This is a genomic window from Algoriphagus lutimaris (genome assembly GCF_017051705.1).
Lineage (GTDB): Bacteria > Bacteroidota > Bacteroidia > Cytophagales > Cyclobacteriaceae > Algoriphagus > Algoriphagus lutimaris.
This window is the reverse complement of record NZ_JAFIDJ010000001.1, coordinates 1,760,622-1,776,500: the sequence shown is the minus strand read 5'-3', so window position 1 is coordinate 1,776,500 and position 15,879 is coordinate 1,760,622. Positions and strand designations below refer to the sequence as shown.

Here is a 15,879-nt window from a genome sequence, read left to right as displayed (position 1 = left end):
TTTTTTATGCAAAAAAATGTATTTATAAGACGATTTATTTGTTATGAAATGCAAATTGATGTATGTTTACCGCAGATAAGACTCTAATAAGTCTTCAGCTTTAAAAAAAAAGGCATACACCCAAAAAGCGATAAATTATTCAATGCAGGAAAGAGGTATTAATAGCACCTTTAAAAAAATCATTTACGAATCCACGGAAATGGTGTTTCTTGCTGATGATACCTTTCCTTACAGTATTTTCTATGCGAATGAATCATTTGAAACGCTAATAGGGGAGTCTCTCCAAGAGAAGACACTTGCTGGTCTAGGTTTGGACATCAATGCTTATATTTTTAAAGAAGAGCTAATTCTTTCCCATGGAGGTAAAGATTATAGCTTCCGATTAGAACTTCCCCATGAGAACGGCTCTAACTATTTTCTTTTCTACAAAGGGAAAGAGGTAAAGACCCATGGATTACCGAGTAAGCAAGAATCGCAACAGTTTTTTAAATCCAATCTTGATATCATCGCAATCGGTCAACATGATTACTTTAATTATGTAAATGGGTCCGTATTGCCAGTATTAGGATATGAGGCTGAGGAATTGTTAAATAACAGTTTATGCAGTTTGATCCATCCCCAAGATTTGGATCATGTAAAGTCAACCTGGAAGGCATATGCTGGTCAGGAAGGGAATGCTTTCTTTAAAGTTAGGGTAAAGTGTAAGCAGGACCTTTATAAAAGTATTGAATGTTCTGTCCAGTTTACGCCGGACAGATTTTTTATTATAGGTCGGGATGTTTCTGACAGGGTAAAACAGGAAGAAGTATTAAGCCAAATAGAGCAATTGAAAATAGCCTCTCCCATCATGGCTCCATCCGGCTCTTGGAGGTATAACAAAAGTTCTCGAATCATTAATCTGGATTTAACGGCCTCCAACTTATTAGGCTTTCCACAGGTCATTGATTTGAATAGAATAGACCTCAACGAATCCTTACAGGAATTCAAGTCTGTATGGAGTACTGTCTTTGGACAAAAAGAGTCAGGATCAGGAGAATTGGAATGTGAATTGCCAATTAAAAGCCTTGAAGGAAAACATATTCAACTTAAAGGAATTACTGTCATTGGTTCAGATGACCAGTTTGCAGGAATTTTATGGGATGATTTTGAAATAGTCCAACAGGATATTCGCCTTAAGACGTTGGAGCAACTTCTTATGGAATCTCCTGAACCAGCGATGGTGGTCTATCCAGATGGAGAAATATTCATAGCAAATGCTGAAGTCAATCGACTTTTTGGTATGGATAAAGATATTACCCACCTTTCTGACTTAGGAGTTTTGTTTGATGATCCGGAACTTTGGAAAGATTGGATACAAAAAGAAGATAATAACAAACATACCCAACGATTTTCCTCCTTGTTGATTAATGGGCAAGGCAAGCAATTGACATTAGAAGTAGCTTCTAAAATTGTTTTGACTTCCGAAAGAAGTTTGATAAGTCTCTCCTTTAGAAATATTTCCGAAAAAGTGACTCTTGAAAAGAACCTAGAGGAAAGCAGTAACTTCTTGATGAATTTAACGGAGCAAGTACCAGGCGGATTGTATCAGATGTTGCTGGATAAGGAAGGGAAAATGAAGTTTTCATTCCTCTCTAAGGGTATCAGTTCTGTGCTTGGTTTGAATCCGGAAGAGATCAAAGACTTTGAGGATATTTCTTCAGCGATTTCCAGAGTTCATCCTATGGATTTGCCGCAAGTAATCATGAGTTCCGTGGCTTCAGCTCGAAAACAAGAGCCTTGGCAATGCCAATTTAGGGTTAAGACAAATTCTGAAAACAATGAATTCCGCTGGGTGCTTGGAGCTGCAAGACCTCAGTCGTTATCCAATGGTGACATGGTTTGGTATGGATATCTCACTGATATCAGTAACCAAAAAGAATTTGAAGCTAAACTAGACGAAGCGAGGAAGACTGCTGAAAAAGCCAGTCAAATTAAGTCTGATTTCTTGTCTATGATTAGTCACGAGTTAAGGACTCCACTGAATGCCATTTCTGGTTCGACCTACTCATTACTTCAAGATCAGCCTACCGATTCTCAAAAAACAGCGTTGAACACCATTAATTTTGCGGTAGATAATTTGATTATCATGATCAATGATTTACTTGATTTTCAAAAAATTGAAGCTGGTAAACTTACGATCGAGAAAGCACCTTTCCATTTGGAAAACCTGATTAATCAAATTATTAAGGGATTATCTTTCCATGCCCGTGACAGCAAAAATAATTTGAATCTGCATACTTCAGAAGGGTTGGATAGATGGTTGAAAGGAGATAAAACCAGGTTATCACAAATATTGAATAACTTGATTACAAACGCCTTAAAATTTACAAAAGAAGGGGATATAGATGTTTCGGTTTTATTGAAGGACCAAAATTCAGAAAGAGTAAAAATCTATTTTGAAGTCAAAGATAGTGGTATCGGAATTGCCAAAGAGAATCAAGAAAAGATTTTTAACGATTTTGACCAAGTCAAACCTTCCTTTAGTACCAAGTACGGAGGAACTGGGTTAGGGCTCTCTATTACTCGTAAATTATTGGGTTTAATGGGAGGAAAGATCCAATTGGAATCTGAAGAAGGTAAGGGGAGTAGGTTCTATTTTGAATTAGAATTTGATGTTTCCGAAGATCAACCTTTATCTCATGTTGCTGCTAAAGAAGTACACAAGGATCCCAAAGTTTTAAACTTGTTGATGGCGGAGGATAATGATGTAAACGCATTGGTGTTAGGTAAAATAATTAAGAAGTGGGGCTTTACCTATGAACGTGTTTTCAATGGTCAGGAAGCTGTTGAAGCTGTCAAGTCGAAAGATTATGATTGTGTATTGATGGATATTCAAATGCCTGTAATGGATGGTTTCGATGCTACTACCGCCATCAAATCCTTTTCTTCTATCCCAGTAATTGCATTGACTGCAGCAGCTAAGCTTGAAATTATGGAAAAGATTGATCACTGTGGCTTTGATGGATTTGTAGCCAAGCCGATCGATGCTGCAGAGCTTTTGAAGAAGATTAGAGAAGTTGTTTCTGGCGAGAGTTACAACGCCTGAGCTTTTTGAATATATTCAGCAACTAAATCCATATTTGGATAATTTTGACTTAGTTCAGCCAAAAACTGCATAGCAGTGACTTTATCACCTTTCATTACATAATAGATTCCTTTATTTCTCAAAGCAAATGGATTATTGGAGTCCATTTTTAGACTTTGGTTGACCAACTCTAGACCATCTTCCAATTTTCCCAAATACATCAGATAGAGTCCTTTGTTGTTGTAATAATAGGCTTGAGAATTATTGATTGCAATTGCTTTATCTACTGCATTTAATGCTTTTTCGTAATCTCCTTCATCAAAATATATCATGGATCTCAAATTGTGAAGATTGGGTTCCAATGGGTTTACTAATTCCGCTTGGTTCAAGATCTCCATGGCTGCAGCAGAATTTTTCTCGTAATAAAGTAAGGTTGCCTGATTAACCAATAAATCAGAATTGGTAGGATCTAAGCTTACTGCTTTTTCGAAAGAGGCCAATGCTTTTGAATAATTGTTTAATTTCTCTTCCACAAGGCCGGATAAGAAGTATGACTTCCAGGATTGATCATCTAAACTGATCAGTTTCTCAGCATCCTCTCTTGCCTTGTAGAATTCTCCATTGTCCAGGTATGCTAAGCCTCTTTGGAAATAACCTTCAAAATTGGAGGGGGCAATTTTTAACGCATCATCCAATGCATGAATGGCCAAATCAAGTTGATTGATTTTTAAATGAGCCATCGCTTTGTTGAAATAAGCGTCAAAATAATTACTGTCTAACTTGATAGCTTCTTCGTAGAATGAGATAGCTGATTTAGGATCGTTCTCTTCAATTTTCTCATTCCCTTTCAACAGGAACCTACCTTTTTTATCCTCAACTGTGTCACAGGAATAAATCCCTAAAAAGGCAATAATCACAATGGATTTAATCGCTATCCTCTTCTTTATGCTCAATTTTTGCATGATCTTCTTCTTCACCTAGTAGTAAGGCAAATGGACTAGTCTGGTCGCTTAATTCAAATATTTCTCTTAGAATTGCTAAGGTAGGAATAATCAAAACCATTCCGGCAATCCCCCAAATGGAACCACCAATTAATAGTCCTAAGAACGTGATGAAAGGATTCAAGTTGACATTTCCGCCCACAATTTTTGGAGTTAAGAAATTACCCTCGATCAACTGGATAATCTGATAAGAAGCTAATACTGCCAAAGGGTAGAAAAGACTATCCTTAGTCAAAAATGAATAAATCATGGGCATCAGGGCTCCTATAAAAGGTCCTACATAAGGAATGATATTTAGAAAGGCTGCGATCACTCCAAAGAAAATAGCATGCTTGATGCCAAGGGCCGAAAATGCGGATACATTCAGGATAGCAAGGATTCCCATCACCTTTATCACGCCTATAATGTAATTTTGAAGAAGTTTCCTGAGACTAGTAATTCTCATTTTTACCAACTGAGGGTCTTTATCCCTATAGATTCGGATCATCACCTCTGTCAGGTGATCCCTATAAAGGAGAAAGAAAAACATAAAGACGGGAATAAGGACAGCGCCGGATAGGGAACCTACGGTTCTTAATGCAAACCCAGTAATATTTGCGCCATGTTGTTGTAATAAGGTTTTAACATAATCATCACTAGCTTTCTCTTCCAAGTTTTCGTCTATCCCAAAATTGCTGTATGTCCAATCATCAATTTCTTTTGCATAATTGGATAGCTTTTCGGAAACATTGTCAAAATCATTGGTAAAATTTGAAATCGTAGTGATAATAAATGATAAAAAACCCACTACCACTGCGATGTTAATCAATAAGGACAATATGCAAGAAACGGTCCTGGGGATTTTTTTCTTTTCAAACCAATTAGAGAGTGGGGTAAATAAGACTGCGAAAAAACCTCCCATAAATAATGGGACTAGGAGACTTTTGCCAACAATAAGGAAAAAGACCAACACAATGATGAAAATCAACACTGATAGGGCTTTTAAATAAGGGGGTAAAATAAAACCTTTCTCTTTCATTTATATGACTTTAGTTGTTCCTAATCTCTTCTTAATATAGGAGATTTTCAATAAAATTTATTCTCTCATAATTAGGATTCTATTAAACCAGCTCGCTTTAATAAGGCATCTGTTTTGGGCTCTCTTCCTCTAAATTTCTTATAGAGAACAGATGGATGTTCACTCCCTCCTGCAGAGAGGATATGGGTTTGGAAAGAGGCAGCTGTTACTTCATCAAAAACTCCTTTTTCCAGGAACAGGTCGAATGCATCTGCATCTAAAACCTCTGCCCATTTATAGCTGTAATAACCTGCAGAGTAGCCTCCCTGAAAAATATGGGAGAATGAGGTTGCCATCAAGGTTCCAGGTACTTTTGGAAGTAAGTCAGTCCTTTTCATTGCTTCCTCTTCAAAGGTAGGAATATCGGTGACTTTAGAGGCTGGGGTACTATGAAACGCCATATCGAGCAATCCAAAGCTAATTTGTCTAACTGTTTGATAGCCCTGTTGGAAATTTGCTGCCTTTTTTAATTTTTCAATCAGATCAGAAGGAATTTTTTCACCCGTTTCATAGTGGTCTGCAAAGAAGTCAAGGCATTCTTTCTCGTAACACCAGTTTTCAAAAATCTGAGAAGGCAATTCCACAAAATCCCAATAGACACTCGTTCCAGAAAGAGATTCATAGGTAGTATTGGCAAGCATGCCATGAAGTGCATGCCCAAACTCATGGAAAAGAGTGGTTACTTCATTAAAGGTTAGTAAACTAGGCTTCGTTTTGGTAGGCTTAGTAAAGTTGCAAACAATGGAAACGTGAGGTCTATTGTTGATTTCACCTTGCATACTTTGGCCTCGGTAACTGGTCATCCAGGCACCATTTCTCTTTCCGGGTCTAGGGAAATAATCGGCATAATATATCGCCAAATGATTTCCGCCTTTATCTGTTACTTCATAGGCTTTCACATCAGGATGATAAACCGGAATTTCTGGATTCAATTTAAAATCTATTCCAAACAATTTTTTTGCAGTTTTGAAAACTCCAGAAACAACTTTTTCCAGTTGGAAATAAGGCTTAAGTAATTCATCGTCAATTGCGTACTTCTCTTTTTTCAATAATTCAGAATAGTAAGCGAAGTCCCATTTTTGTAATTCGGAAATACCGTCAAGTTTTTTGGCAAATGCAGTCAACTCTTTTACTTCTTTCTCAGCTTTTGGCCTAGCTTTCTCCAGAAGTGATTCTAAAAATTTGATTACTTCTTTTGGGCTTTTTGCCATGCGCTCTTCCAAAATAAATTCAGCATGATTGGCATATCCCAATAGCTTTGCTCTTTTTTCTTTTAGCGTTAATATGTCTTTGATGATTTGTTGATTGTCTAATTCATCTCCTTTGGAACATTTCGTATTGTAAGCTAAGAAAAGAAGCTTTCTCAATGCTCTATTTTTTGCATAAGTCATCGCAGGAATATAGCTGGGATAATCCAGGGTAAATGCCCATTGGCCGGGTTTGTTTTTTTCTTCAGCGATTTGAGCAGCGGCCTCTTTAATTCCTTCGGGCAAGCCATCTAAGGCACTTTCTTCTGTTTCAAAATGGACAAATTTGTTGGTTTCTTCCAGTACATTCTCACCGAATTTTAGGCTTAGCTGGGCTAATTCCTGATCGATATTCCGTAGAATCTCACCTTGTTCAGATGTTAATTTTGCGCCATTTCTCACAAAAGATTTATAGGTTTTTTCCAAAAGCATACTTTGCTCTGGAGTCAAAGTTAGCGATGACTTCGAATCAAAAACTGAAGCTACTTTTTGGAATAAAACCTGGTCCAACAAAATGTCATTGGAATGCTGTGTTAACAGGGGGGAGATCTCTCTGGCCAGTTTTTGTAATTCAGGACTTGTTTCTGCAGCGTTTAAATTGAAAAATATAGAACTGATAATTCCAAGCTTTTTGCCGGATCTATCTAATGCTTCTATCGTGTTTTCGAAGGTTGGCTGACCCTCCTTCTTGATTCCCTCAATCTCTAACTTAGCTTCCTCAATTGCTGTTTTAATGGCAGGAAGATAATTTTCTGTTTTAATTTTAGTAAATGGAGCTGTATCGAATGGAGTGGCAAATTGAGCCAATAATGGGTTTTGCATATAATTAGAAACTATAGTATATGGTTTAGCTGATGGATTTCGGTAGGAGCCATCAAATGACCTGAATTTTTCAATTCAGCCTCTAATCTACCAATTTGATCTGTAAAGCTCTCTCCGATCTAAAAGGGATGTGAAATTTTTTCCACTTTAATTTCCTGAATTTTCATTTCAAATGGCTCTTTCTCAAAACCTTTCGAATTCTTGGAGCTTACAAAGTCACTGAGCGATTATATAATGGAAGAAAAAATGGGGAGAGGGATTGTAAAAGATGATCTAAAAGTTTTGATGGCCACTTAAAAAAAAGCAGCCTTTTCATTTAAGGCTGCTTTTGAAGAATTTTATAAATTCATTTAATAATCAAAATCACAAGACATAGACTCTGAACCAATAGGAGAGCCATCAGGTGCCTTTAATGCTTCCTGCACAGTTAATTCAACTGGTAGTTCTAAAAATGCATTGATTTTTTCTGTGAGGTAGTCAGAGTGCTGGGAAAGCAGTCCCGAAGATGATCTTCCTGAAAGCTTTTTACTGCCATTGGCTAATTCATCTAACTGTGCTCTGGTGATAGCTCTTACCGTATTGGAAGCATTTCCATTCTTGGCTAAAGCAATCATATGATCTACCAATTTTGTTTCAGTCATCAACTTGATTTCTGTTTCTAATCCAGAAGGAATGTTGGATGAGAATACTTGAGCACTGACTTTATCCAATACGGACTGATAGCTTGGTAAACTGTTGTTTTGAAGGTTCTGTAAGTAAACTCTATTCATTCTGGCATCATCCAAAAGGAATGAGAAAGTTAAATCAACCACTGTCTCAGCAGGTGCAATAGGGTCGAAAATAGGTCCAGTTCTGGAAACAAAAGTTTCTCTGGTTCTCCCATACCCATAAGGTCTAGGTGGGATCAACGCTAGAATATGTGGCGGTACCGCCAATTGGCTCGGAGATACTGTCAATAACAAAGCATCAAGTGCTTCCAATTGATCTTTTGCAGGTACCCATTTGTGATTGGGTTGATTGTCACCTTTTACTTTGTAATTGTAATCCATACCACCCACCAGTTTGGTGGTAGCTTCTACTTGATAGCGGTGCATTAAGTAAAGAGGTACTAAAACCTCTTCCAACATTGCTTCAGGGGTACCAGTAGGAATTGCATTTAAGCCAAAAGACTGTAATTTATTGGCTCTCAATTCCAACATTCTTTTTAACTCAACAGAAGAAGAAGCGCCGTTGTCCCAAAGGTGGGAGCGAGGGTGAGCTCCACTTGGGTCTCTGGAATCCGAATCAGTAATAAATTCATAGCCTGCCGAGTAAGTGTCCTGAAGGGTTTTTTCCAGGTATTCTTCTTCAGTCATACCTGGAGGAACTGTCCCATATCCAAATTTAATCGCCCACTTATCCCATTCTCCAATTTTTTGATCATAAGCCACGGAAAGATCTAATTCTCCATTGGCATTTTGAGTGATCACAGGATATGGATAGTCCATCACAGAGGATCTGTTTTCTGCAGAAGTTGCATAGCTATGGGAAATTCCCAAGGTATGACCAATTTCATGAGCAGAGAGTTGTCTTAATCGGTCCAACGCCAATTTTAGCATTTTGGGGTCTGGTTCTGTTCCATTTTCATAGGGTTGGATCAGTCCTTGAGCAATTAAGTAATCCTGTCTCACGCGAAGTGATCCTAAAGAAACATGACCTTTGATGATTTCTCCTGTTCGAGGGTCTCGAACGCTGCTACCATATGACCAACCTCTGGTAGATCGATGAACCCACTGTACAACATTGTATCTAACGTCCATTAGATCCATTCCTTCTGGAGCAAGTTCGACTCTATAGGCATTTTTAAAACCCGCTGCCTCGAAGGCCTGCGCCCAATAATTACCACCTTCAATTAATGCTGATGCAACCGGCTCTGGAGTACCTCGGTCTAGGTAATAAACGATTGGCTCTACCACTTCTGAAACAGCAGCAGTTGGATCTTTTTTCTCTAATCGATGTCTGGTGATAAATCGTTTTACAATTGGTTCAGTGATGGGAGTGGTAAAGTCCATATAGGAAATGGCGTTGAAACCACCTCTTGGATCAAAATCACGCTTTTGATAGTTTAAATCAGGAAGCTCTATAAATGAATGTCTTTGACGCACCGTTATCGCATCTGAGCCAGGAGTTACTGAGCTAAGCTCTCTACCCGTAATTTGTCCTGTAAGGGTAATAACCGCTTCTACTTCCGTGTTCTTAGGGAAGTTTTTGATGGTAGGATAATATAAACTAGATCTGCTGGCATCGGTACGGAAAGTTCCTTGGCGGTTTCTGGAAAGTCTGCTTCCAACGCCATGGGTGTCTTCCATGTAGAATTTTGTGGCTTCCACAATGAAACTACCGTCATTTTCCTGTGCCACATCAAATCCCCAAAGAGTGGACTCTGCGAAGGCATCTCGGATGGATTTTACTTCGGCAGGATTGTCTGAATATGCTCGATAATCATAATTCTTCTGAACCAAAAAGATTTTATTTCCGGTCTTTCTGAATTCCACAATTCTTGTTTGACCAAGCTGGCCTCGATCTAAGCCCAGATCGTTGGATCCTACTCCGGCAGTAAGCGAACTGACGTATAAAAATTCCTTTTCTAAATCTTCAATTTCCAAATAGATCTTTCCATTTTCTTCATCTAGATAGAAATCAACAAAGCCCTCCATTTTATTGAATTTGCTCAGATCCAGATTTTGAGCAAAGACCGAAAGGCTGCTTAGGAGTACAATGATAGTAGTGTAAAGTGTTTTTCTCATGGATTAGTGGTTTGTTGACAAATTATTAAAAAAACTACCTCAAAATTGCACCATTGATGGAAAATTATCGATGTATCATATATCTAATCAAAAATGTACTTTCTGTTTGATGGGAAGAATTAATAGTTTGAAGCCCAGAGCTGATTTGTTCACGATCGGTATAACTCGTTCTGGCAAATCGGATATAGGCAGTTAATTGCGGGTTAAATTTGTATTGCCCAACTACGTAATATCGCATTCCTTGGCCTGAGAAGGCAGGAATTGAAAATGTCCAAAGGACGTTGTTTTCGAAAGCATACAGCCTAGTATCATAGTTGTCTGTATCGAATAATGCTCCTCTTACGGTGATTTTCCACCGATCTAGCCCATACTGAATGTCTTGTAGGATCATAAATCCATGAGTGATTTCAGAGTTAAAGTCTACTCTACTTGCCAAAATCCTTGATTTCAAAAATAAATTGTCTGAAAGATGGTATTCCAGACTTATCATGCCATTAGATTTTTTGATAGGTAAAACTACATAAGGAAGGCTGGGAGCACCACTATCGTTGACATTTCGGTCCTTTTCCTCTGTCCTTATTTGTATGAACGCCAATAGCTTCTTGGAAGGGAAGTAACTAAATCGGGCCAGCCATTCAAATCCATTTGAAGGGGAGTAAACCCGGTATCTTAACCAAGGAAATTTGAAAAAGTCATAATAGGCATTCAGTTTCCATGTTGTATTGGGTTTAAGTTGAATACCTATGTAGGCGCCTCTTTCATTTATTGGTCTGGAGCCTTCAGAAAATGAATTGGCATAAAAACTATGGAAATCCCGGTCATAGTTTCTCCAAACAAATGAAATATCGAATTCTTTACTCAGAGAGCTAATAAAACCCATTACTGCTCCTCGACCACCTGATTTTGAAACTCCAGACTCTCCAAAAAGGAAGAAATTTCTCCAGTTGTAATTGAAATACAAACTTCCTGCCCAATTGCTTTTTCCTGAAAAATCAAACCGATTATAAGCTGAGAGACTCTTTATCCAAGGTTGATTGAATCTTGTTACTAGGAAATTGCTTCCAATTTGGAATTTATTCTGATTTGAGAATTGAATGTTCCCTCCAAGATTTACTTCCTGAAATCTGGATTTGGTAGAAAGTTCGCTCATGGTTCTATGAAGGCCACTTTGTCCCAGTGAAGAAATCGTTTCTATTTCATTTCCGAAATCGTCAAGGATAACTAAAGAACGACCATCTCTAGGGGCAATGGAAGTAATAATTGAAGTTTCCCATGAACCTTTTTGATACGTGGCTCCAACCCCTCTAAAAAAGCCATGTTCCATTGCTGCAGTATAGGGTAAGATGCCAATACTACTCTTTCTGACGGTAGGAACAGTTTCTGATCCCTTTCCTAAAGAATATCCTGCCCCAAATACAAGCCCTTGTCCAAATTGAACTTGAAAATCACCAATACTCAGCGCCTTCCAGTTTCTGGTGAAGTATTTGGTGAAATGAAAAGAGAGGAAATTAAACCCATATCTTTTGGTTTGGGGATCCCAAGTAAATTGTTCTCCATAGTCTTTGTCAAGGGTAAGTCCTAGGCTAAAATCACGTGGATGTTGTATTCTAAAACGTAGATATAGGTCGTTTGGGTCTCCTAAATAAGGCTTACTGGATTTTCCTGTGGAGGAACTATCAACCTCGATAAATCCTCTTCTCGGTTCCCAAACCCTTCTGTGCCGAAACAACAGGTAGGCTTGTTCCTCTTCAAAAATTCTTCTAAAAAGATTTTTTGAAAAATTAGATTCAGTTTCATCCAAAGTAATGAAAGGTAATATTTGTGAGATGGTTTTTAAGTCTAGATGCGGAACTGCCTGCAATTCATATAGAGATAAAAATGGTCCGAATTTCTCACGATAGGAGAGGATGGAGGTGATTTGATTAGGACTCAATAAATAGCTGGCCTGAAGGGTTTCGGCGCTTGCTTTATTTAAATTAATTGGGTTGGAGTACAGTTGAAATAATACTTCATAGATCGACTCATAATCTATGTCCTCATCCTGAACAGGGAATAACCTTTCCACTAAATTTTCCGGGTCTATAGTTGGCTTTGAAGGGTTTTGGCTGAGTAATTTATTACTCCAAAAGAGAAGACAAAAAAGAAATGCTATTTGAGCTCCTTTCATTACCACAGATATCCGAAACTTACATGATGTGTATTGCCGAGTGCATTATTTTGCCCTAAAGCATAATCAAACTGGAATTTTCCTGGCTTTAGCCCCAAACCAAAATTTAAATTAGATGGCTTACTGTTTACTCCACATCGAAGATAAAGCCAGTCTTGGATTCCATATTCAATACCCGCTTTCACATTAGGTTTATAAAGAATATCCTTTTCAATCTCTAAATGAAGTTGCAGGTTAGAAATGGGAAGGTAGGTGACTCCTATCGAGAAAGTAGTGGGATGTCGGTCATTATATTCACTGCTGATTTTAGACCTGTTTAAATTGGAAAAATAGGCACCTATCTGGAGGTTTGGGCCTAAATCAGCTACTCCTCCTAAACTAAAAATAAAAGAATTGGCATGTCCGAAATCTTGAATATGGGTTTGAAACCAATCCAATTTGACTCCAAAACTGGCAATTCCTAACTTTTGGGAATAACCCATTCCGATTAGTTGTTGATTAAATAGCTTTCCTCCATACCTAGAGACACCTATTCCAAATGAGCCAATATTGGATTTCAAGGCAAATGCTAAATCCAAAGTGCTGAGCTCTTGGATGCCATATCGTTGAACTGCAGCCACACCAATCTGTGAAGAGGATACCCGATCCAAGGTTCCTATGTTGTTGAAAATGGCCCAAGTGTCGGGAAGGTTAACTTTGAGGTTTCCCATACCTTGACTTCTGGCACCATGTGCTTGGGTCAAAGGGTCCGTTTGAGGGAAAGCTGAAAAACAAACAAAAACAGCGAAGCATAAAAATATAAGAAGCTTCATTTCTCAAAAACTTAAATGAACTATTAATTTAAATAAAATTCATTCGTTTTGAAAGGAGAACTAAGTTTTATTTTATCAGAAAGGTGTTTTAAAGTTGAAGAAAAAGTTGCCTCCTCCCGTATTGTTTAGGGAATATTCAAACCTCAATACTGCATCGTAAAATCCTACTAAATCAATACCAAGACCATATCCAAAGAGGTATTTATTAGTCAGTCTAGCATTTGCAAGAATTTCATTTCTATCTTTTACAAAACCATGATCAAAGTTTGCACTTAGATACAACCTAATCGGAATAGTACTGAATTGATCAAGGGGAACAGTTCTGGAAATATCGAAATCATAATCAAAAAATTTCCACCTAAAGCTGTTTTTATGAACATAAAGCTGTTGACCCTCAATTACATTTAATTCATATCCTCTAATAAAGTTAGGATTATACCCGATTCCCCTAACTAACGTATAAGGTTGGGTTTCACTCAGAAACCAGTTGGCAGTTAATCCAGTGTTAAAATGGAATTTATCGTTGATTTTAAAATACTTATTGGCAGTAAGATTTACTTCGATTTCATCTAGTTCTTTCGTATAGAAAACTCCATATTTCGTAGCTGAAAGTACAAGTAATTCGCCATCTGTTGCGTAAGCAACATTATCCCTTCGATCATGACGGAATGTATAAGTCAGGTATAAATAGCGTAATGTATTGGAGCCATGTTGGAAGTAATTAGGGTTTTCTTCCAATACTGAAGGGTTAATCCAAGTATGATTGAAGGCGAGGGTTACGAAATGGAAATTGTAAAAACTCCTTCGATAGGTATACCTGATAGCGGCAGCAATATTTTTTCTTAGTACATTTTCTTCAGGCGAGGTATAAAAGACCTGTCGGTTGTTTTCAGATTTAATAGCAAGGGTTTTATTATTGTAAAAGGTGAATTGTACTGCTAATCCGTGCTTTTGCTTTTTGTCTATGTAAGGTTTGCTATATTGAATATCCAATGCTTTAGTAAAACCTAGTTGGCCAGCAAACCTTAACTTTTCATTTCTTCCTGCCACATTGTTATGACTCAATCTCAGTCCAAAGTTTACTCTGGAAAAATCTCTACCTTGGTTGGTCCACCATTCGGCAAAGTTTCTGTCTGCTAACTGGAAAATAATAGAAGGAAGAATATACCATCTTTCTTTGACAGTAATTACCACTTCGGCTTCATCTTCTCCAGTAAGAAGAGGTGTGATTTCCACTTCAGTAAACAGTCGGAGGTTATAGATTTTTTTTTGATCTGCCTGAATGATCTCTATAAATGTATCCCAATCATAGTAATAGTCCGTAGTGAAGTCTAGCTCCCGAAGGATGATGCTTTTTTTAGTCTTTTCATTCCCTATAATAAAGATATTGTTCACCTTCACTTTTTCCGGAGTTCCTGAATTAGCAGGGCTAAATGAGGTGTCCACCTGTGCATAAACACTTTTATGTCCTAAACAAAGGCTTAGAACGAGTGCAACTAGAACAACAAGAATGAAATTTATTATCTTAATGGACAAGAGGGAATTCAGATTGAGTATTTTTGGTTTAGTAGTTAAATCTTACTGAGTTTTCAGATGACATTCAGATTATTAATTCGAAAGATAGCCATATTTCCCGTTTTGGTATACCAATACACAATTTCTCCCTTGTTTCCTTCAAGTTGTCGTTATACCCCTACTTGTAGCCAATATACAAAGGAAGCAATCCTTAAATATGGGATCTTCAAAGGAGGTTGGCTTGGATTAAAGAGAATTGCCAGTTGTAATCCATGGGGAGGTCATGGACATGATCCTGTTCCTTAATTTTTTTCAGGTTTGATTCCATTACTTAGTGCCCGTACCACTAGGATAATTCCTATAATTACTAATGGTATACTTAGGATTTGGCCCATGTTTAGAGCCATATTCTCTTCAAAGTCTACCTGAACTGCCTTAAAATATTCCCAGACAAAGCGCATTCCAAATACGGCAATTAAAAATAATCCTAATAAGAGACCATCTGGTAATCTGGATTTATACTTATTCCATAAAGCTAACAAAATCAAAAAGATGATGAAGTAGGAGATAGATTCGTAAATCTGGGTCGGGTGTTTTGTTCTGCCAAAGGTTTTTACAGTAGCCAGATAAAACTCTCCTTTATCCGAGATAGTCAAATCCAGAGGGCTTTCTTCAGGCTCAGCCAAATATTCTTGGGAAGATTTAAATTGGGTCAGAACATATTTAATATCCCTTCTTAAGGTGGATTCTAAGTCTGTAAGGCTATACCCTCCTTTATTGATTTTTATATCAAAATTGACAGGAACAATTCCATTATTTTGAAGTTCTGATTCACGATCTGTCGGCTTATAGGCCTCGATGGATTCTATTGGTACTCGCATGGTTTCCATGATGTCTTTGGTATCCCAAGCATATACAAATCCATAATCTGATCCTGTATCTTTTCCTCCAATTTCCGAGTTCATCAAGTTTCCAAAACGAATCAGCGCCCCAGTCATTGCCGTGACTATGACAATTCTATCTACTACCCAAAGGTAACTTTGACCTGGAGTTCTTTTAGCATATAGCCATAAAGCAAATAAGATGGCGATAGCTGCACCATGACTGGCAAGTCCACCTTCCCAAACTTTAAGGATTTCAATTGGATTGCTGAGGTATTTTTCAGGTTCATAAAATAGGACATGTCCCAGTCTAGCTCCAATGATGGTCGCCAACACCATATAGATTGTAAGCTTGTCTACCAACAATTCATTTTGTCCTTCTTTCTTGAAAAAGTAGACCATAAACTGTTGAGAAATAATAAAGCCTAAAGCAAATAATAAACTGTACCATCTGAGCCTTTCAAACCCTGAGAAAACAGCAGGATTTGGATCCCAAACGACATAATTCAGCAATGATTCAATCATAT

General features: G+C 37.7%; 10 protein-coding genes. 2 read left to right on the top strand and 8 right to left on the bottom strand.

Features of this window, described 5'->3' with window-relative positions; translation table 11 throughout:
• The first annotated feature begins 142 nt into the window (after positions 1 to 142).
• Positions 143 to 3,085 carry an ATP-binding protein gene (locus JYB62_RS07310; RefSeq protein ID WP_205644749.1) on the top strand — a complete coding sequence of 981 codons (2,943 nt, stop codon included), beginning with the start codon at positions 143 to 145 and terminating at the stop codon, positions 3,083 to 3,085.
• Here the strand turns inward: JYB62_RS07310 and JYB62_RS07305 are convergent.
• From JYB62_RS07305 to JYB62_RS07275, 7 genes are all read right to left on the bottom strand, one after another.
• Positions 3,073 to 4,026: a tetratricopeptide repeat protein gene (locus JYB62_RS07305; protein ID WP_205644748.1), complete on the bottom strand. Its 954-nt coding sequence runs from the start codon at positions 4,024 to 4,026 to the stop codon at positions 3,073 to 3,075. The two genes, JYB62_RS07310 and JYB62_RS07305, sit on opposite strands and share 13 nt — an antisense overlap.
• The gene (locus JYB62_RS07300; RefSeq protein WP_205644747.1) at positions 3,989 to 5,083 is read right to left on the bottom strand and encodes an AI-2E family transporter; all 1,095 of its coding nucleotides are present in this window, start codon (positions 5,081 to 5,083) and stop codon (positions 3,989 to 3,991) included. The genes JYB62_RS07305 and JYB62_RS07300 overlap by 38 nt, the downstream gene beginning before the upstream one ends.
• A gap of 71 nt (positions 5,084 to 5,154) precedes the next feature.
• Positions 5,155 to 7,191, bottom strand: a complete 2,037-nt coding sequence (locus tag JYB62_RS07295; RefSeq protein ID WP_205644746.1) for a M3 family metallopeptidase — start codon at positions 7,189 to 7,191, stop codon at positions 5,155 to 5,157.
• 350 nt (positions 7,192 to 7,541) lie between these two features.
• Positions 7,542 to 9,977, bottom strand: a complete 2,436-nt coding sequence (locus JYB62_RS07290) for a zinc-dependent metalloprotease (RefSeq protein WP_205644745.1) — start codon at positions 9,975 to 9,977, stop codon at positions 7,542 to 7,544.
• 64 nt (positions 9,978 to 10,041) lie between these two features.
• Positions 10,042 to 12,042 carry a ComEA family DNA-binding protein gene (locus JYB62_RS07285; RefSeq protein WP_317194638.1) on the bottom strand — a complete coding sequence of 667 codons (2,001 nt, stop codon included), beginning with the start codon at positions 12,040 to 12,042 and terminating at the stop codon, positions 10,042 to 10,044.
• Positions 12,043 to 12,143: 101 nt separating this feature from the next.
• Positions 12,144 to 12,956, bottom strand: a complete 813-nt coding sequence (locus JYB62_RS07280) for a PorV/PorQ family protein (RefSeq protein WP_205644743.1) — start codon at positions 12,954 to 12,956, stop codon at positions 12,144 to 12,146.
• A gap of 75 nt (positions 12,957 to 13,031) precedes the next feature.
• Positions 13,032 to 14,492, bottom strand: coding sequence for a POTRA domain-containing protein (locus JYB62_RS07275; protein ID WP_205644742.1), 1,461 nt, complete (start codon positions 14,490 to 14,492; stop codon positions 13,032 to 13,034).
• 57 nt (positions 14,493 to 14,549) lie between these two features.
• Between JYB62_RS07275 and yidD the strand changes: the two genes are divergently transcribed.
• Positions 14,550 to 14,777, top strand: a complete 228-nt coding sequence (gene yidD, locus JYB62_RS07270) for a membrane protein insertion efficiency factor YidD (protein WP_074223518.1) — start codon at positions 14,550 to 14,552, stop codon at positions 14,775 to 14,777.
• Here yidD and JYB62_RS07265 read toward each other — a convergent pair.
• Entirely contained in the window at positions 14,774 to 15,877 is a 1,104-nt protein-coding gene (locus JYB62_RS07265) for a prolipoprotein diacylglyceryl transferase (protein WP_205644741.1), read from the bottom strand. The genes yidD and JYB62_RS07265 overlap by 4 nt on opposite strands.
• Between the last annotated feature and the right edge of the window lie 2 nt (positions 15,878 to 15,879).